Here is an 18,706-nt window from a genome sequence, read left to right on the forward strand (position 1 = left end):
TTTACCGATCTCGGCGCGACTTTCCTTTTTGCAGCGTGTCGCCTATGGATCGACGAGAAGGCCGGAACCAACTCCATGACTTTTGCTGCGACAATCCTGACGCTTTATCCCGACATGTTTCCCGGACCGCTCGGACAAAGCCTGTCCGGTCGTGCCTTCAACGATGGAAAATGGTCGCTGGATGCCCGGCAGATCCGCGACCATGCCACGGACCGGCACAGATCCGTCGACGATACGCCGGCGGGCGGCGGGGCTGGAATGGTGCTGCGCGCCGACATACTCGCTGCCGCCATCGATGCCGCCACCTTGCCAGAGGACACACGGCCGCGTTTGCTGATGAGTCCACGCGGCAAACCACTGACGCAAGAACGGGTGCGGCAACTGGCAGCCGGCCCGGGTGTTATCATTGTGTGCGGCCGCTTCGAGGGCGTCGACCAGCGCGTCATCGAGGCGCGGTCGCTCGAGGAAGTCTCCATTGGCGACTACATTCTCTCCGGCGGCGAAATCGCGGCAATCACATTGCTCGACGCGGTGATCCGGCTGTTACCGGGCGTCATGGGCAACCAGGAGAGCGGGGAAACCGAGAGCTTCGAGACCGGCCTGCTGGAGCACCCGCATTATACGCGCCCGGCCGTGTTCGAGGGGTGCGGCATCCCCGAGATCCTGACCACCGGCAATCACAAGAAGATCGCGGAATGGCGGCTGAGCGAGGCCATGGCACTGACGGCCGCACGCCGACCGGACCTTTGGGCGGTCTATGAGGCGACGCACCCGCCAAAGCCCGCCAGGCGGATACGGTCAAAAACGAAGGACTTGCCCGAGGCAAAGCCTGCAAACACGCCAGATTCTGCATGACATTCCGGTGAAGATGGGGTATGTCCCCGCTCGCGTTCAACGGATTTCGCCCGGTGGCGTGCTTTTGCACGCGCGGACAGACCCGAAGAAGTGCCGGTTCCGAAGCGTCGCCTGTTCAAGGATGACTGTGCTTCGAACTGGCAGGCCCTGATCCAAGGCCATGGCCAAGACGGTGCACCCGCCCCGATGCACGCCCTGAAAAGGGATGCGCCGGGACGCTCTGACCGCACAACTGACAAGGAAAAACTGCCATGAACATCATCGAACAGATCAACGCCGAAGAACAGGCGAAGGTTGAAGCCGTCCGCAAGCTGCCGGAATTCTCGCCGGGCGACACCGTCAAGGTGAACGTCAAGGTCGTCGAAGGCACGCGGACCCGTACCCAGGCCTATGAAGGCGTTTGCATTGCCCGTTCGGGCGGCGGCATCAACGAGAGCTTCACCGTTCGCAAGATCTCCTATGGCGAAGGCGTCGAGCGCGTGTTCCCGACCTGCTCTCCGCTGATCGAGGGCGTCGAAGTGGTCCGCCGCGGCAAGGTCCGCCGCGCCAAGCTGTATTACCTGCGCGACCGTCGCGGCAAGTCGGCCCGTATCGTCGAGGCAACCAATGCCCGCGCCAAGCGCCTCAACGAAGAAGTGCGCGCTGAAGCCGCTTCTGCCAAGGCAAGCGCTGCTGCTGCCAAGGTTGCAGCCGCGGAAGCTGCTGCCGCTGCTGCTGCCGGCACCGCCGAATAATCTCCGGTTCAATTCCGATCTTGAAAGGCGGTCCATCGGGCCGCCTTTCTTTTTTGCCGACAAGATCGGCTCACTTGAACAAAGCTCAAGAGTTCGCGGCACCGAACGCGCTTGACCCTTGGCCCTGCTTCAAGGCATTGAATCGGACAACACCCGAGCCGGCAAATTGCCGGCCGGCGGCATGAACGAGGGCACCGGCCGCATCGGCGGTACAAGCGTGACCCGGCCAGGTTTCAGGAGACAAGCCATGACGAAAGCGCGGACCCTTTACGACAAGATCTGGGATGATCACGTCGTCGACATGCAGGAAGACGGCACGGGCCTGCTCTACATTGACCGCCACCTGGTGCATGAAGTGACCAGCCCGCAGGCCTTCGAAGGCCTGCGCATGACGGGGCGCAAGGTGCGCCAGCCGGAAAAGACCCTCGCCGTCGTCGACCACAACGTGCCGACCACCGATCGCAGCCAGGGCATCGACGATCCGGAATCCGCGCTGCAGGTGCAGACCCTTGCGGACAATGCCGCCGAGTTTGGCGTCGAGTATTACAGCGAGCTGGATCACCGCCAGGGCGTGGTGCATATCGTCGGGCCGGAGCAGGGCTTTACCCTGCCGGGCATGACCATTGTCTGCGGTGACAGCCACACCTCGACCCACGGCGCATTCGGCGCGCTGGCGCATGGCATTGGCACGTCTGAAGTGGAACATGTTCTGGCCACCCAGACGCTGATCCAAAAGAAGGCCAAAAACATGCTGATCCAGGTGGATGGCAAGATCCCGGCCGGCGTGACCGCCAAGGACATCATCCTGGCTGTCATCGGCGAGATCGGTACCGCCGGCGGCACCGGTTACGTCATGGAATATGCCGGCGAGGCCATCCGCTCGCTGTCCATGGAAGGCCGCATGACGGTCTGCAACATGTCGATCGAAGGCGGCGCCCGCGCTGGCCTGATCGCGCCGGACGAAACCACCTTCGCCTATATCAAGGGCCGGCCGAAAGCACCCAAGGGCGAGGCCCTGGAGCGGGCGATTGCCTACTGGAAGACACTGCACACCGACGAAGGTACCCATTTCGACAAGGTGGTGAATCTCGATGCCGCCAATCTGCCGCCCATCGTCACCTGGGGCTCTTCCCCGGAAGACGTTGTCTCGGTCACAGGCGTCGTGCCGAACCCGGACGAGATCGCCGACGAGAACACCCGCAAGTCCAAGTGGCGCGCGCTGGAATACATGGGCCTGACGCCGGGCACAAAGATCACCGACATTCCGGTCGACGTGGTGTTCATCGGTTCCTGCACCAACGGCCGCATCGAGGACCTGCGCGCGGCCGCCGTTGCCATCGGCACTGGCAAAGTCAAGGACGGCATCAAGGCCATGGTCGTGCCAGGATCCGGCCTCGTGAAGGAACAGGCGGAAGCCGAAGGCCTCGACAAGATCTTCAAGGCGGCAGGCTTCGAATGGCGGGAGCCGGGCTGCTCCATGTGCCTGGCGATGAACGCCGACAAGCTGCAGCCGGGCGAGCGTTGCGCCTCGACCTCGAATCGCAACTTCGAAGGCCGCCAGGGTTTCAAGGGCCGCACGCACCTGGTCTCTCCGGCCATGGCCGCAGCCGCAGCCATCGCAGGCCATTTCGTCGACATCCGCGAATGGCAGATGGCCTGATTCGCGGCAACGAATGCAGGTTCTGCGGCAGACCCCCGGTAAATCCGGGGGTTTTCTGTTTGAGGCCGCGCTTCTCCGACGAAGCAGGCGAACACCTTGCGGCACAGCGCCGCCATCGGCCGCCAGCTGCTACAGACAAATGGGGGAAAAAGGCGGCTTCGAGTTTCAACAATCCCTGCGCCGGCAACGCGGATTAATCATTGAATTCAAAGATATGACATCTTGTTTTCCGCTACGGGACGGCCCCTCCCCTACCTGCCGCCTCATGTATTTTACGGGCTTCACAAGACTGTCACCTCGGCACTACTATATGAGCATCATGTGAAGGTAGTACCCGGCGTCGGGGTGCCGGTGCCGGTCCTGGTTGTGATGACAAGGATGAATAAGGCAAGGAGCCGCAGGTGACGATAGCCGTACCCTCGGGCGCCCATCCGGCCCTCGTGCTGAATGCGGACTACAGGCCCTTAAGCTACTATCCGCTGTCCCTGTGGTCCTGGCAGGACGCGGTGAAAGCGGTCTTCCTTGACCGCGTCAATATCGTGTCGGTCTATGACACGGCGGTTCGAAGTCCGAGCTTCGAGTTCCAACTGCCGAGCGTTGTCTCGCTCAAGACCTTTGTCAAACCATCCCGATACCCCGCCTTCACCCGCTTCAACGTGTTCCTGCGTGACCGGTTCCAGTGCCAGTATTGCGGTTCGAAGGATGACCTCACGTTCGATCATCTGATCCCGCGCTCCCGCGGTGGCCAGACCACCTGGCAGAACGTCATCACCGCCTGTTCCCCCTGTAATCTGCGCAAGTCGAACAAGAGCTGCGAGCAGCTCGACATGTGGCCGATGCACATGCCATTCCAGCCGACAATCCAGGACCTGCACAACAATGGCCGCGGCTTCCCGCCCAATTACCTGCACGACAGCTGGCTGGATTTCCTCTACTGGGACACGGAACTGGAACCTTAACAGATGTTAAGTGGTTTTCATTCCAAGGCTTAAGCTGGCGTCAACCAACGCAGAAGATGACGCAGCGATTTGTCTCGAATTTTAGTGATTGAGAAGACAATTCGCTGAATATCTCACCCAGAAACTAATCTGGAGAGATGTCATGCGTTCCGCGTCCCTGATGCGATTGACCAAGAAGCTGCGCCTGTTCCGCAGCGAAACGCGCGCGTCGATCATGCCCCTGTTCGCTCTGCTGATCCTGCTGATGATCGTCATCGGCGGCGCCGGGGTCGATTATGGCCGCGCCGTGATGGCCCGCTCCACCATCGCCAATGCTCTGGACTCGGCAGTTCTGACTGTTGCCCGCGAACTGTCCGTCAAGTTGATGACCGATGCGGAAGTCTCGACCGCCATCAACAAGACCTTCGAGGCCAACCTTGCCTCGGCCGGCCTGACGGGCGTCAGCATGAGCCCGATCACCTTCAGCATCAATCCGGAGCAAGGGATCGTCTCGGCAACCGCAACGGCCAATGTCCCGACCAGCTTCATCTTCATGGGCGGCGTCGGCCCAAAAGACATCCCGGTCTCCGTGGACGCGCAATCGACCTACTCGCTGTTTGATGTGGAACTGGCGATGATCGTCGACGTTACCGGATCGATGAGGTCCTACATGGGCAGCTTGCGTACAGCCGCTCAAGCGATTGTCGACATTCTGATCCCAATTGGCACTGATCCAGATGAATCCAAGGTCCGCATCTCTCTGACGCCCTATAGCCAAGGGGTCAACATGGGAGAGTATGCAGGGAAAATGACCAAAAATAATACCGGAAGCAGAAATTGCGTCACAGAAAGATCTGGTCCGAAAAAATACACAGATGAAAAGTATGATTATGCTGGAAACTCATCTGAGTTTTTTGGTGGCGGCACAAACTCCTGCGCTTCTAGCCCTAAAATCGAGCCGCTTACAAACAAAAGAAGTACGCTAATTTCTGCAATCAGCAGCCTTGTGGCCAGTGGAGGAACGGCTGGCCAAACAGGAATCTCAATCGGTTGGTACACTCTATCTCCAAACTGGAACAATCTCTGGAAGACGGATAATAAGTCAGCTGCATATGGCAAAGAAAAACTTCAAAAAATAGCGCTTATTATGACAGATGGAGACTTTAACGTATACTATTACAAAGAAAATTTAACTAGAAATCAGTGTCAATCAATTAAAAATAACTGGTACGACAACAAAGAAATTGACAAAAACTGCGTGAATGGAACAAATACATACTGGATAGAGCACTTTGATTACAGTGGCTACAATGGAAAGCCATCGTTAATAGCAAAAGAAATGTGTGACGGAATGAAAGCAAAAGAAATTCGTATTTATTCCGTCTACTTCGGGAGCAGCCCTAACTCAGCAGGCGCCAAAGTCATGCAATACTGCGCTTCCGATCCGGGAACGTATTTCATGGCGACAAATGGCCAAGCCCTGATCGGTGCGTTCCAGAAGATCGCCAACCAGATCCAGTCGATCTACCTGTCAAAGTGACCTTGGCTTATCGGCTTCGCGAACCACAGTGAAAAGGGCCCGCCATCTGGCGGGCCCGAGCTTGATGACAAACCTCGACCTCACCGAAGTCATCCCGGCCAAGCGAAGCGCCGAGCCGGGACCAGAGAGCCGAGGCCTCTATCTTTCAATGAGTTACCCTAGATGAGACCTTGGCTCTCCGGTCCCGGATCTCCGCTTCGCTGCGTCCGGGATGACGATAGAGGGTTTATCAGCAGCCTCTCCATCGTCATCCTCGGCCTTGTGTCGAGGATTTATACAAATCAAAGGCTTGCAGATGGTCGGGACAAGCCCGACCATGACGAATGAGAAACATGCCTGAATTGCCATTCCCCTCAGGGCCCGCCATCCGGCGGGCCCTTATTGATTTCCGAAAGCCTGAGACGGATCAGCTACGGTTTTGGCGGTTCTCGATCAGGTCTTCGACCACGGTCGGATCAGCCAGGGTCGAGGTGTCGCCGAGATTGTCGAAGCTGTCTTCGGCGATCTTGCGCAGGATGCGGCGCATGATCTTGCCGGAGCGGGTCTTCGGCAGGCCGGGGGAGAACTGGATCAGATCCGGCGAGGCGATCGGACCGATCTCCTTGCGCACATGGGCGACCAGTTCCTTGCGCAGCGCCTCGCTCGGCTCCTCGCCGTCCATCAACGTGACATAGGCGTAGATGCCCTGCCCCTTGATGTCATGCGGATAGCCGACGACGGCGGCTTCCGACACCTTCGGATGGGCAACGAGGGCGCTTTCCACCTCGGCCGTGCCCATGCGGTGACCGGACACATTGATCACGTCATCGACGCGGCCGGTGATCCAGTAATAGCCATCAGCGTCGCGGCGGCAGCCGTCACCGGTGAAATACATGCCCTTGTAGGTGGCAAAGTAGGTCTGCACGAAGCGCTCGTGATCGCCATAGACGGTGCGCATCTGTCCGGGCCAGCTGTCGAGAATGACGAGGTTGCCCTCGGTCGCACCCTCGAGGATGTTGCCTTCCGCGTCGACCACAGCCGGCTGAACGCCGAAAAATGGCCGCGTCGCCGAACCCGGCTTCAGCGCCGTCGCGCCCGGTAGCGGCGTGATCAGGATGCCGCCCGTTTCCGTCTGCCACCAGGTGTCGACAATCGGGCAGCGCTTGTCGCCGACCACGTTGTAGTACCACATCCAGGCTTCGGGATTGATCGGCTCACCCACGGAGCCCAGCAGGCGCAGGCTCTTGCGGGACGTGCGGGTGACATGATCATCGCCAGCGCCCATCAGCGACCGGATCGCGGTCGGGGCGGTGTAGAAAATGTTGACCTTGTGCTTGTCGACCACGTCCCAGAAGCGGCCAGCATTCGGGTAGGTCGGAACGCCTTCAAACATCAACGTCGTCGCGCCATTGGCGAGTGGGCCATAGACGATGTAGCTGTGGCCAGTGACCCAGCCCACATCCGCCGTGCACCAGTAGACGTCGCCGTCATGGTAGTCGAAGACATATTGATGCGTCATGGAGGCATAAGTGAGGTAACCGCCGGTGGTGTGCATCACGCCCTTCGGGCTGCCGGTGGAGCCGGAGGTGTAGAGGATGAACAGCGGATCTTCCGCGTTCATTTCCACCGGTTCGCACTCATCAGAAACCCGCTCGACTTCCTCGTGATACCAGACGTCGCGGCCGTCCTTCATCGTGACAGTGCCACCGGTGCGCCTGACGACGATCATGGTCTCGACCGGGGCCTTCTCAACCGCCTTGTCGGCATTGGCCTTGAGCGCGACTGCGCGTCCGCCGCGCAGGCCCTCATCAGCCGTGATGAGGCAGGTCGACTGGCAATCGGCAATGCGTTGCGCGAGGCTGTCCGGAGAGAAGCCGCCAAAGACAATCGAGTGCACGGCGCCGATCCGGGCGCAGGCCAGCATGGCATAGGCTGCTTCCGGGATCATCGGCAGGTAGATGGTAACGCGGTCGCCCTTCTTGACGCCCTTGGAATGCAGGACGTTGGCAAAGCGGTTCACCTCGCGCGACAGGTCCTTGTAGGTGATGATCTTGTGCTCGGACGGATCATCGCCTTCCCAGATGATTGCCGGCTGGTCACCGCGCCGGGCCAGATGCCGGTCGATGCAGTTGGCCGCGACATTGAGGGTGCCGTCCTCGAACCATTTGATCGACAGGTTGTGGTAGTCGTAGGAGGTGTTCTTGACCCGGGTGTAGGGCTTGATCCAGTCAAGGCGCTTGCCGTGTTCGCCCCAGAATGCGTCCGGGTTTTCCACCGACTGGCGGTACATTTCCTGATATTTCGCGTTGTCAACGAGGGCGTGCGCCGCCACTTCCGCCGACACCGGGAACACGTTGTCAGACATGCCATCCTCCCTACAGACTTCCGGCTGGTTGCCCTAAGGACACCTCCGTTTCGGCGGCATTATGCTCGGCGAAGCAGATGGCGTCCATTAGGGATAAGTCGAACGTTCGTAGGCGATTTTGACCGTCAGGTCACCCGACAAGTCCAATGACGACCCCCTGGATCACCAGGACACCGAGCCAGTGCCCGCCGTCGATCATGGTGAGAAGCGGGCTGAGCTTCTGGTGACGCTGCGACACAACCAGCGATGTGAGGAAGAAGCCGGTCCAGATCATGCCGGCTGAAATCAGGCCGCTGTTCACGCTGAGACCACCGGCGTGATAGATGACGCCAGCGAAGATAAAAGCCATCAACAGGTCGGCCACAAAGGTCACCAGCATGGTGATCGCGGTTGGGCGCGCCTGATCGGCGGAAAGCCTGGCGGCGCGCTGCCACACCGATCCAAGCAGGCCATACCACAGTACGCCGAATGCAAAGCTGGCCACAGCAGCAGCGGCAACGCCGAGCAGGTTGATGCCGTCAAACATCATGATGGAGTTCCTCCCCCTTGAGACTGTTCAACCGCGCCCGCCGAAGATTGCCGAACCAACCCGGACATGGGTCGCCCCGAAGGAAACGGCCGTTTCATAGTCGGACGACATGCCCATGGACAGTTGCGACAGGCCATTGCGGGCAGCAATCTTCTCAAGCAGGGCGAAATGCGGCCCTGGCGCCTCTTCGACCGGCGGAATGCACATGAGGCCGACGACGGAGAGGCCGATATCCTCCCGGCACAGGCGAATGAAGGCATCAGCATCTTTAGGCGAGATCCCGGCCTTTTGTGGCTCCTCACCCGTGTTGACCTGGATGAAGCAGGGAAGTTCCCGGCCCTGCGCCAGCATCTCGGCCTTCAGTGCCCGGGCGATCTTCTCACGATCAATGGTGTGAATGACATCGAAAGTCGCAACAGCCTCCTTTGCCTTGTTCGACTGCAGCGGCCCGATGAGATGCAACTGAATTCCAGTGAAATCGCTCCGCAACGCAGGCCATTTGCCCATGGCCTCCTGAACACGGTTTTCACCGAACACGCGCTGCCCGGCCTCCAGCACCGGACGGATCTCTTCCGCTTCGAAGGTCTTGGAGACGGCGACCAAGGTCACGGAGCCGGCACTGCGGTTGTATTCCGCCTCCGCCGCACGAATGTCGGACTGGACGGTGGCAAGTCGGTCGGTGGCGGTGGCGGCCATAAGAATACTCCGGCAAAAGCGGACCATATTGGTCCCCGACCGCTCTGATACGGCGGCAAGCCGGTACGGTTCAAGTGATAGCATTTCCGGGCCCTCGCCGCCGCAAGTCAGACGGGCGCGAAAAGCGCCGCAATTTCAGCCAATCATGTTGACCCTTGCGGGAAATTCTGGTGACAGTCCGGCAGGTGTTTGTTTGAAGTGCGCCCGGTTCGCGGGCGCCAGTGAAATGGCGAAATTGATGGTTACGGAACGGGAACGCTACAACGCGCGCGACGTCGAAGCGCGCTGGCAGAAGGTCTGGGACGACAAGGACGTCTTCAAGACGTCCAACGAGGATCCGCGCGAGAAATACTACGTGCTGGAGATGTTCCCCTACCCGTCCGGCCGCATCCACATGGGCCATGTGCGCAACTACGCCATGGGCGACGTCGTCGCCCGCTACAAGCGCGCGCGCGGCTTCAACGTGCTGCACCCGATGGGCTGGGACGCCTTCGGCATGCCGGCCGAAAACGCGGCCATGCAGAACAACGTCCATCCGAAGGACTGGACCTACGAGAACATCGCCTTCATGCGCGGCCAGCTCAAGATCATGGGCCTGTCGCTGGACTGGAGCCGCGAGTTCGCGACCTGCGACGTGGAGTATTACACCCAACAGCAGCGCCTGTTTCTGAAGTTCCTGGAAGCCGGCCTCGTCTACCGCAAGAAGTCCAAGGTCAACTGGGACCCGGTCGACATGACCGTGCTGGCCAACGAGCAGGTCATTGACGGCCGCGGCTGGCGCTCCGGCGCGCTTGTCGAGCAGCGCGAGCTGACCCAGTGGTTCTTCAAGATCACCGATTATTCCGAGGATCTGCTGGAGGCGATCGACACGCTCGACCGCTGGCCGGAAAAGGTCCGCCTGATGCAGAAGAACTGGATCGGCAAGTCGGAAGGCCTGCGCGTCCGCTTCGAGTTCACCGCTCCGGCCCCGACGGGCGACAAGACCCTCGAGATCTTCACCACCCGTCCGGACACGCTGTTCGGGGCCTCGTTCATGGGCCTGTCGCCGGATCACCCGATTTCGGTGAAGCTTGCCGAGAGCAATCCGGATCTGGCTGCCTTCATCGAGGACTGCCGCCGCATCGGCACCTCGGCCGAAGCCATCGAGACGGCCGAGAAGAAGGGCATGGACACCGGCCTGCGCGTGAAGCATCCGCTGGATGCCTCCATCGAGCTGCCGGTCTATGTCGCCAATTTCATCCTCATGGATTACGGCACCGGCGCGATCTTCGCCTGCCCGGCGCATGACCAGCGCGACCTTGATTTTGCCCGCAAGTACGGCCTGCCGGTGCGCCCCGTGGTGCTGCCGAAGGACGCCGATGCGGCCAGCTTCACCGTCGCCGACGTGGCCTATACGGATGACGGCACCATCTTCAACTCTGCCTTCCTCGACGGCCTCAGCATCGCTGAAGCCAAGGACACGGTAGCGAAGAAGCTGGAAGCCATCGAGATCGATGGTGCGCCTCAAGCCGCCCGTCAGGTGAATTACCGCCTGCGTGACTGGGGCATTTCGCGCCAGCGCTACTGGGGCTGCCCGATCCCGGTCATCCATTGCGATGACTGCGGCGTGGTGCCGGAGAACGATGCGAACCTGCCGGTCAAGCTGCCGGACGACATCAACTTCGACAAGCCGGGCAACCCGCTGGACCGCCACCCCACCTGGCGCGACTGCAGCTGCCCGAAATGCGGCAAGCCGGCCCGGCGCGAAACCGACACCATGGACACCTTCGTGGACAGTTCCTGGTATTTCGCCCGCTTCACCGCCCCGCAGTGCGATCAGCCGACCGATCCGGCTGCGGCAAACGGCTGGCTGCCGGTGGACCAGTATATCGGCGGCATCGAGCACGCCATCCTGCACCTGCTCTACTCGCGCTTCTTCACCCGCGCGATGCAGAAGGTCGGCGCGCTGGATCTGAAGGAGCCGTTCAAGGGCCTCTTCACGCAAGGCATGGTGACGCACGAGACCTACAAGAGCGCAGAGGGCAAGTGGCTGAGCCCGGCTGAAATCAGCTTTGTTGAAGGCGCCGAGCGCAGTGCCGTGGAAATTGCCACCGGCGCCCCGGTCACCATCGGCTCCATCGAGAAGATGTCAAAGTCGAAGAAAAACACGGTGGACCCGACCGACATCATCGAGACCTACGGCGCCGATACGGCTCGCTGGTTCATGCTGTCGGATTCGCCCCCCGAGCGTGACGTGATCTGGACCGAGGAAGGCGTTCAGGGCTCCTGGCGCTTCGTGCAGCGCGTCTGGCGTCTGGTCGGCGAAGTCGCTGCCACGCCGAAGCGCGGCCCCCAGGCCCCGCAGATGGGCGAAGCCGCGCTGGAGCTGCGCCGTGCCACCCACAAGACGCTGGCTGCCGTGTCACGCGACATCGAAGGCCTCGGCTTCAACCGTGCCGTTGCCCGCATCTACGAACTGGTGAACCAGATCGGCAAGACCGTCCACAACGGCCTGGGTGATGCCGACACCGCCTGGGCGGCACGCGAGGCTTGTGAGTACCTTGTCATGATGATGGCACCCATGATGCCGCATCTTGCCGAGGAGTGCTGGACCGAACTGGGCCATGACGGTCTGGTTGCCGAGGCCAGCTGGCCCGCTCTGGACGAAAGCCTGCTGGTCGAGGACAGCATTGTCCTGCCGGTTCAGGTGAACGGCAAGAAGAAGGGTGAGATCACTGTTGCGCGGGATGCCTCGACGGCGGACGTCGAAGCAGCCACAGTGGCACAGGAGTTCGTCCAGCGGGCGCTGGAAGGCCGTGCTCCGCGCAAGATCATCGTCGTGCCGCAGAGGATCGTGAATGTCGTTGGCTGACGCTTGGGCGCGCGGGCGCCGCACCTCTTTCGGGATTGCCCTGGTTCTGGCCAGCAGCGTGCTGCTGGCCGGCTGTCAGGTCCGGCCGCTCTATGGCCAGCTGCCGACCCCGGCGGGAATGGCAGGAGAAACGGTGCAGGGGGAACTGGCGGCAATCGAGATCGAGAAGATCGATACCGTCAACGAAATGCGCCTCTCCGACGCGCGCCGTGTCCTCTATAACGAGCTGACATTCGGCTTTGAACGGGGTGGCTATGCACCGGCGAAGAAGTATCGCCTGCGCATGGTGATGAACATCGGCGTGTCCGAGGTCGGTGTCGAACGTCTGGCAGACGTTCCCTCGGCCTACTCGACCACCATGAATGTGTCTTTTGTCCTCTCGGATGCCGCTGACAACCGCACCCTGATGACGGGCAAGTCCTTCGCAACCGCCTCCTATGACTTCTCCAGCCAGCGCTTCGCCAATCTGCGCGCCCGCCGGGATGCGGAGGAGCGGGCGGCGAAGATCGTTGCCGAGGACGTCCAGGCGCGCATCGCCGGTTACTTTGCCACTCGCAAGTGAGGTGATCCCGTGGTCGCGCTGAAAGCCGGCGACATTGATCGTTTTGTCGCCAAGCCGCCGGCGAATGTCCACGCGATCCTGGTCTACGGGCCCGATACGGGGCTTGTGTCCGAACGGGCACAGGCCCTTGTTGCCGCTTACAGCGCCGGCAACGACGACCCCTTCAGCCAGGCAAAGCTGGATGCCGGCGATCTCGTTTCAGATCCGAATCGGCTGATCGACGAAGCCCTCACCATTCCCCTGTTCGGCGGCCGTCGCACCATATGGGTCAAGGATGGTGGCGGTCGCAACCTGCTGCCCGCCGTCACCCCTGTGGTCAACCTGCTCGACTGCCCCGCCGTTGTGGTGATCGAGGCCGGTGATCTGAAAAAGGGCACCGGCCTGCGCAAGCTGTTCGAAAGCGACAAGCGCGCTGTTGCCGTGCCCTGCTATGCGGACACAGCCAGGGACCTGGAAACGCTCATCGACGAGGAAACACGGGCTGCCGGCCTCACCATCACCCGGGAAGCCCGCGCGAGCCTGCACGGGCTCCTGGGCGCAGACCGGATGGCCAGCCGCGGCGAGCTGCGCAAGCTCTGCCTCTATGCCCATGGCAAGGGCCGCATCGACACCGACGATATCGAGGCGATCATCGGCGACGCGTCCGCCTTCGAACTCTCCGAGTTGATCGACGCGGCAGCCGGTGGCGACCTGCCCGCCCTTGATCACGGGCTTGAGCGGCTAGAGGCGGCCGGCAGCAATGCGTCAGTCATCGCCGGCCAGACATTGGCGCATTTCCAGTGGCTGCACCGGCTGCGGGCAGATGTGGACGGCGGCACCCCGGCCTCTCAGGTGATCGAGATGGTGAAGCCACCGGTGTTCTTCAAGCGCAAGGCGACTCTGACGCGGCAACTCTCGATCTGGAATTCCCCCGACTTGGAAAAGGCGATGGACCGGCTGAGCGACGCGATGAAGATTGCCCGCCTCAATGATCGGATCGGGATGCCCGTCCTGTCCGAAGCCCTGCTGACCTTGGCTCGCGTCGCCACCGCCCGCAGCAGATCCCGCCGATAAAAAGAAAACGGCCCGGAAATTCCGGACCGCCAACAGTCTCTCCATCGTCATCCAGGACGAGAGCGAAGCGAAGATCCGGGACCGGAGAGCCAAGAGCCTTAGAAATTCAGCTCCTTGAAATAGCCAGACCTCAGCTCTCCGATCCCGGCTCGAGCTGACGCTCGTCCGGGATGACGCCTAAGATGTGATGGCTCATCCAATACAAAAGCGGCCCGGACATTCCGGACCGCTTCCGATTCGAAAGTCCTAACGAGACCTTAACGGGTTTCGATGCCGAGCTTGCGGCACAGCTCGTCCAACTGCTCGAGCGAGGCATACTTGATTTTCATCTCGCCGGCTTCCTTGCCGGCCTTGTGGCCGATGGCGACCTTCAGCCCGAGGCTGTCGGTCAGGCGCTTTTCAAGGGCGCGGGTATCGGCATCTTTCTCGACCTTCGCCGCCGTGTCCTTGCTGCCGGACAGCTTCGACAGGATCTCGGGATCCTGCGCCAGTTTTTCGGCTTCGCGGACAGACAGCCCCTTCTCGACGATCAACTCGGCCAGGGCCGACGGGTCATCGAGGGTAATGAGAGCCCGGGCGTGGCCGGCGGTAATCAGACCTTCGGACAGGTAGTCTTTCACCGCATTCGGCAGCTTCAGCAGGCGCATGGTGTTGGCCACATGGCTGCGGCTCTTGCCGATCAGACGTGCCAGATCATTCTGGCTATAGGAAAACTCGGCCGTCAGCTGCTCATAACCGAGCGCTTCTTCAATCGGGTTGAGATCCGCGCGCTGGACGTTCTCGATGATCGCCAGCTCAAGCGCTTCCTGGTCGGTGATCTCGCGGATCAGCACCGGCACCTCATGCAGGCCGGCACGCTGCGCCGCCCGCCACCGTCGCTCGCCGGCAATGATCTCGAAATGGTTCGGCTTGCCGGCCGCCGGACGGACGAGGATCGGCTGGATGATCCCCTTCTCCCGGATGGAATCCGTCAGCTCGGTCAGATCTTTTTCGTGGAAGCTCTTGCGCGGGTTGCGCGGGTTCGGCTCCAGGAACTCGACCGGTACCTTGCGGGTGTCACGCGGCGGGGTCTTGTCCGCCTGGGCCGCAGCCTGATCCTGCGAAGCCGGAACGATGCCAGCGTCCCCGATAAGGGCCGCAAGTCCCCGGCCCAACCGTTTGTTGCGTCCGCCGTCTTCAGCCATGGTTCTTCTCCGCTTGCGCGCTGGTCGTGTCTTCGGAATGGAAAACGCGGCGCTGCCGCCGCGTTGAATTTCGTTTCGGCAAGGCCCCGGTCTCAGGCTGCGACGCGGCGCAGTTCCCGTTCCCGCTGGATGATTTCGGAAGCAAGCCGCAGATAGGCCTGGCTGCCCGAGCACTTCAGGTCATAGAGCAGCGCCGGCTTGCCGTAGGACGGCGCTTCCGAGATCCGGACATTGCGCGGGATGATGGTCTCGTAGACCGCATCGCCCATCGTCTCGCGCACGTCCGCCACCACCTGGCTCGAGAGATTATTGCGGCTGTCGTACATGGTCAGCACGATGCCGTGGATCGTCAGCTCGTTGTTGAGGGCGTTGCGCACCTGCTCGACCGTCGACAGCAGCTGCGACAGACCTTCCAGCGCGAAGAACTCGCACTGTAGCGGCACCAGGATCGAGTGCGACGCCGACAGCGCATTGATCGTCAGAAGGTTCAGCGACGGCGGGCAGTCGACCAGCACATAGGAAAAGCCCATCTCGCGAAACAGCCGCGACGAGGCAAACTCGTCAATGGCCTTGCGCAGGCGATAGGCGCGGTCGGCGCTTGAGGCAATTTCCAGCTCGAGGCCGAGAAGATCCATCGTCGACGGTGCGACCCAGAGACGCGGCACCGCCGTTTCCTTCACCGCCTCTTCCATGCTGCAGTCACCGCAGAGCACGTCATAGGTGGACAACGCCCGGTCGCGACGATCAATCCCGAGACCGGTCGAGGCGTTGCCCTGCGGGTCAAGATCGACGACCAGCACGCGCTCGCCGATTGCGGCAAGCGCAGTACCAAGATTGATAGCCGTGGTCGTCTTGCCGACGCCACCCTTTTGGTTGGCCAACGCGAGGACGCGCGGGGTTTCAGGAAGCCTGTTCATCAGCGGGAGCCTTCCTCGGCGGATCGGGCCGTCAGGTTGGAGAGGATCAACATGCGGCTGTCAGGATCAATGAGACTGACCTTTTCTACCAGATCAAAGCCCCAGGCGTGAGACGCTTCGTTAACCTCGCGCTGAAAATCGCGCCCTTTGTGGAAAACAGCCACAGCCCCCTCATCCATAAAGGCCCGAGAAAAGCCAAGCAGCAGATCCAGCGAAGCCAGTGCCCGCGCCGAGACCGCATCAACAGGACCATGCGACCATTGTTCCGCCGCCGACTCGATCCGGGCCGGAATGACCGTGCCATTGGATCCGGTCTCCCTCAGCGCCGTGCGCAGGAACGCTGCCTTGCGCTGGTTACTCTCGACGAAATAGACATGCGCGCCAGGCGTATCCGCAAGCAGGATCGCCGTAACGATCCCGGGGAACCCTGCCCCACTGCCCAGGTCCACCCATCGTTTCGCCTCCGGCAGCACCAGATGCGGCTGTAGACTATCAGCCACGTGCCGCCGCCAGATCTCCGGGATCGTCGCCGGCGAAATCAGATTCTGGGCCGGCTGCCAACGCAAAACCAGATCGACATAGGTTTTCAACCGCTGTTCAGTTTCACGTGAAACAGAAGCGAAATCCCGCAGAATATGCGGGCCATCCTTGGGCGTTGTCCCAGTCATATGCACAGGTCCTTCACGCCGCACCACGTCGCTCTTGCCGCTTGACCTGGGACAGCAGCAAGGTCAACGCAGCAGGTGTCATGCCATCCATGCGCGATGCCTGACCTATGGTCGATGGCCGCACCGTTTCGAGTTTCTGCTTGATCTCGTTCGACAGCCCGGCCAGCACCGAGAAATCAAACGCCTCTGGAATGGCCAGAGCCTCATCCCGGCGCAGGGCCGCAATATCGGCCGCCTGGCGATCCAGATACACCGCATAGAGCGCATCCGTCGCCACCTGCTCGGCAATCGAGGCCGGGATGTCCGCAAGCTGCGGCCAGACCGGATAGAGCTGATCCACCGTCATGTCCGGATAGGACAGAAGATCAAAGGCGCTGCGCCGGATGCCATCCTGATTGACCGGCAACCCCTGACGCGCCGCTTGCGCCGGCGTTACCGTCAGGGTCTGCATCATCTCGCGCGCATGATCGAGTGCGCGCAGTTTTGCATCAAAGGATACGCGGCGCTCTTTTCCGACGCAGCCAAGCGAGATGCCGGCAGGCGTCAGGCGCTGATCCGCATTATCGGCCCGCAGCGACAGACGATACTCGGCGCGAGAGGTGAACATCCGATAGGGCTCGGTGATGCCACGCGTCACCAGATCGTCGATCATGACGCCAATATAGCCCTGCCCCCGATCCACGACGAAATCCTGGGCCGATCCGCCCGCGCGCAAAGCGGCATTAAGGCCAGCGACCAACCCCTGCGCCCCCGCCTCTTCATAGCCGGTTGTGCCGTTGATCTGCCCGGCGAGGAACAGTCCTTTGCAGCGCTTGGCCTCCAGCGTCGTCGTCAGTTCACGTGGATCCACGTGATCATACTCGATGGCATAACCGACCTGCAGCACTGACACGTTTTCAAGACCCGGAATGGTCTTGAGAAACGCCAGCTGCGCATCCTCTGGCAGAGAGGTGGAAATGCCATTCGGATAGACCGTATGGTCATCGAGCCCTTCCGGTTCCAGAAAGATCTGATGTCCGTCACGATCGCCGAAGCGGACGATCTTGTCCTCGATCGACGGGCAGTAGCGCGGACCGCGCCCCTTGATCTCGCCGGAATACATCGCTGACCGGGACAGGTTCTCGCGAATGATCCGATGCGTCTCCTCCGTCGTGCGGGTGATGTGGCACGAAATCTGCGGCGTCGTGATTGCGGTCGTCAAGGTGGAGAACGGAACCGGCTCATCATCACCCGGCTGCTCTTCAAGTCGCGCCCAGTCGATGGTGCGACCATCCAGACGCGCCGGCGTTCCGGTCTTGAGGCGCCCGAGTGCAAAGCCAATGTCTTCGAGCGACGCCGACAGACCCAGCGCAGGCCCCTCACCGACACGACCGGCCGGGATCTTGCGATCACCAATATGGATCAGCCCCCGCAGGAATGTACCTGTCGTCAGCACCACGGACCCGCAGCTGATCGCGCGGCCATCCTTGAGCGCCACACCGCAAATCATGCCATCCTGGCGCAACAGCTGATCCGCCTCACCCTCGACGACTTCGAGATTTGCAGCCGCCCGAATCTCCGCCTGCATCGCCTCCCGGTAGAGCCTGCGATCCGCCTGGGCACGCGGCCCACGCACCGCCGGACCCTTGCGCCGGTTGAGCATGCGGAACTGGATGCCGGCCCGATCAGCGACCCGGCCCATCAGACCATCCAGCGCATCGATCTCGCGCACGAGATGCCCCTTCCCCAATCCGCCAATAGCTGGATTGCAGGACATCACACCGATGGTCTCGAACCGATGCGTGACAAGAGCGGTGCGCGCACCATGCCGCGCCGCAGCCGCAGCCGCTTCGCAACCGGCATGACCACCGCCGATCACCACCACATCAAACCGCAACGCCTCAGTCATCCGCACTGCACCCATTCGACGCAGACCAATGCCTGCCCGTCACCGTGTTTCAATTGGAAGGAACGCCCGGAACCTGACCTGCCTGCCCATCTTACGGACAGCGCGCCTCTCCGGCCAAACCGGTTCACGTATTCGCTTCCTTATAGGGAATCCAACCCGCTCTGGTCAAAGTGATTTCACGTGAATCAACCCGGACAATTGCCAAGGCCACGCGGATTCACGTGAAACACTCGCCGTCTGAGCCATACATCGCCCGACCGCTGATTCACGTGAAACAATTCGGGTCG

General features: G+C 61.3%; 15 protein-coding genes. 8 read left to right on the plus strand and 7 right to left on the minus strand.

What is annotated here, in order from left to right:
- Window positions 1–75: 75 nt before the first annotated feature.
- From trmD to ACTIFE_RS04985, 5 genes are all read left to right on the plus strand, one after another.
- Window positions 76–855, plus strand: a complete 780-nt coding sequence (gene trmD, locus ACTIFE_RS04965; RefSeq protein WP_439528058.1) for a tRNA (guanosine(37)-N1)-methyltransferase TrmD — start codon at window positions 76–78, stop codon at window positions 853–855.
- A 251-nt stretch (window positions 856–1,106) separates the two neighbouring features.
- Window positions 1,107–1,589: a 50S ribosomal protein L19 gene (gene rplS / locus ACTIFE_RS04970; RefSeq protein WP_439528059.1), complete on the plus strand. Its 483-nt coding sequence runs from the start codon at window positions 1,107–1,109 to the stop codon at window positions 1,587–1,589.
- A 247-nt stretch (window positions 1,590–1,836) separates the two neighbouring features.
- Complete coding sequence (gene leuC, locus ACTIFE_RS04975; RefSeq protein ID WP_439528060.1) at window positions 1,837–3,249, plus strand: 3-isopropylmalate dehydratase large subunit; 1,413 nt, start codon at window positions 1,837–1,839, stop codon at window positions 3,247–3,249.
- 401 nt (window positions 3,250–3,650) lie between these two features.
- Complete coding sequence (locus ACTIFE_RS04980; protein WP_106754474.1) at window positions 3,651–4,208, plus strand: HNH endonuclease; 558 nt, start codon at window positions 3,651–3,653, stop codon at window positions 4,206–4,208.
- Window positions 4,209–4,350: 142 nt separating this feature from the next.
- The gene (locus tag ACTIFE_RS04985; protein ID WP_439528061.1) at window positions 4,351–5,727 is read left to right on the plus strand and encodes a pilus assembly protein TadG-related protein; all 1,377 of its coding nucleotides are present in this window, start codon (window positions 4,351–4,353) and stop codon (window positions 5,725–5,727) included.
- Window positions 5,728–6,133: 406 nt separating this feature from the next.
- Here the strand turns inward: ACTIFE_RS04985 and acs are convergent, their stop codons facing one another.
- From acs to ACTIFE_RS05000, 3 genes are all read right to left on the minus strand, one after another.
- The gene (gene acs, locus ACTIFE_RS04990; RefSeq protein ID WP_439528062.1) at window positions 6,134–8,071 is read right to left on the minus strand and encodes an acetate--CoA ligase; all 1,938 of its coding nucleotides are present in this window, start codon (window positions 8,069–8,071) and stop codon (window positions 6,134–6,136) included.
- A gap of 130 nt (window positions 8,072–8,201) precedes the next feature.
- Complete coding sequence (locus ACTIFE_RS04995) at window positions 8,202–8,600, minus strand: DUF1761 domain-containing protein (RefSeq protein ID WP_439528063.1); 399 nt, start codon at window positions 8,598–8,600, stop codon at window positions 8,202–8,204.
- Window positions 8,601–8,627: 27 nt separating this feature from the next.
- Window positions 8,628–9,296: a YggS family pyridoxal phosphate-dependent enzyme gene (locus ACTIFE_RS05000; RefSeq protein WP_439528064.1), complete on the minus strand. Its 669-nt coding sequence runs from the start codon at window positions 9,294–9,296 to the stop codon at window positions 8,628–8,630.
- Window positions 9,297–9,522: 226 nt separating this feature from the next.
- Between ACTIFE_RS05000 and leuS the strand changes: the two genes are divergently transcribed.
- Genes leuS through holA form a run of 3 tightly spaced genes read left to right on the plus strand, consistent with a single transcriptional unit; the run spans window position 9,523 to window position 13,762 of the window.
- The gene (leuS, locus tag ACTIFE_RS05005; protein ID WP_439528065.1) at window positions 9,523–12,147 is read left to right on the plus strand and encodes a leucine--tRNA ligase; all 2,625 of its coding nucleotides are present in this window, start codon (window positions 9,523–9,525) and stop codon (window positions 12,145–12,147) included.
- Complete coding sequence (lptE, locus tag ACTIFE_RS05010; RefSeq protein ID WP_439528066.1) at window positions 12,134–12,709, plus strand: LPS assembly lipoprotein LptE; 576 nt, start codon at window positions 12,134–12,136, stop codon at window positions 12,707–12,709. Before leuS ends, lptE begins: the two co-directional genes overlap by 14 nt.
- 9 nt (window positions 12,710–12,718) lie before the next feature.
- Window positions 12,719–13,762 carry a DNA polymerase III subunit delta gene (holA, locus tag ACTIFE_RS05015; protein WP_439528067.1) on the plus strand — a complete coding sequence of 348 codons (1,044 nt, stop codon included), beginning with the start codon at window positions 12,719–12,721 and terminating at the stop codon, window positions 13,760–13,762.
- A 257-nt stretch (window positions 13,763–14,019) separates the two neighbouring features.
- Here holA and ACTIFE_RS05020 read toward each other — a convergent pair whose 3' ends face one another.
- The 4 genes from ACTIFE_RS05020 to mnmG form a co-directional block, all read right to left on the minus strand.
- Window positions 14,020–14,946, minus strand: coding sequence for a ParB/RepB/Spo0J family partition protein (locus tag ACTIFE_RS05020; RefSeq protein WP_439528068.1), 927 nt, complete (start codon window positions 14,944–14,946; stop codon window positions 14,020–14,022).
- A gap of 92 nt (window positions 14,947–15,038) precedes the next feature.
- Window positions 15,039–15,863, minus strand: a complete 825-nt coding sequence (locus ACTIFE_RS05025; protein ID WP_106754466.1) for a ParA family protein — start codon at window positions 15,861–15,863, stop codon at window positions 15,039–15,041.
- Window positions 15,863–16,531, minus strand: a complete 669-nt coding sequence (gene rsmG, locus ACTIFE_RS05030) for a 16S rRNA (guanine(527)-N(7))-methyltransferase RsmG (protein ID WP_439528184.1) — start codon at window positions 16,529–16,531, stop codon at window positions 15,863–15,865. Before rsmG ends, ACTIFE_RS05025 begins: the two co-directional genes overlap by 1 nt.
- Before the next feature lie 13 nt (window positions 16,532–16,544).
- The gene (gene mnmG / locus ACTIFE_RS05035; RefSeq protein ID WP_439528069.1) at window positions 16,545–18,419 is read right to left on the minus strand and encodes a tRNA uridine-5-carboxymethylaminomethyl(34) synthesis enzyme MnmG; all 1,875 of its coding nucleotides are present in this window, start codon (window positions 18,417–18,419) and stop codon (window positions 16,545–16,547) included.
- Between the last annotated feature and the right edge of the window lie 287 nt (window positions 18,420–18,706).

The sequence above is a fragment of the Pannonibacter sp. genome, assembly GCF_051860505.1.
Classification (GTDB): domain Bacteria; phylum Pseudomonadota; class Alphaproteobacteria; order Rhizobiales; family Stappiaceae; genus Pannonibacter.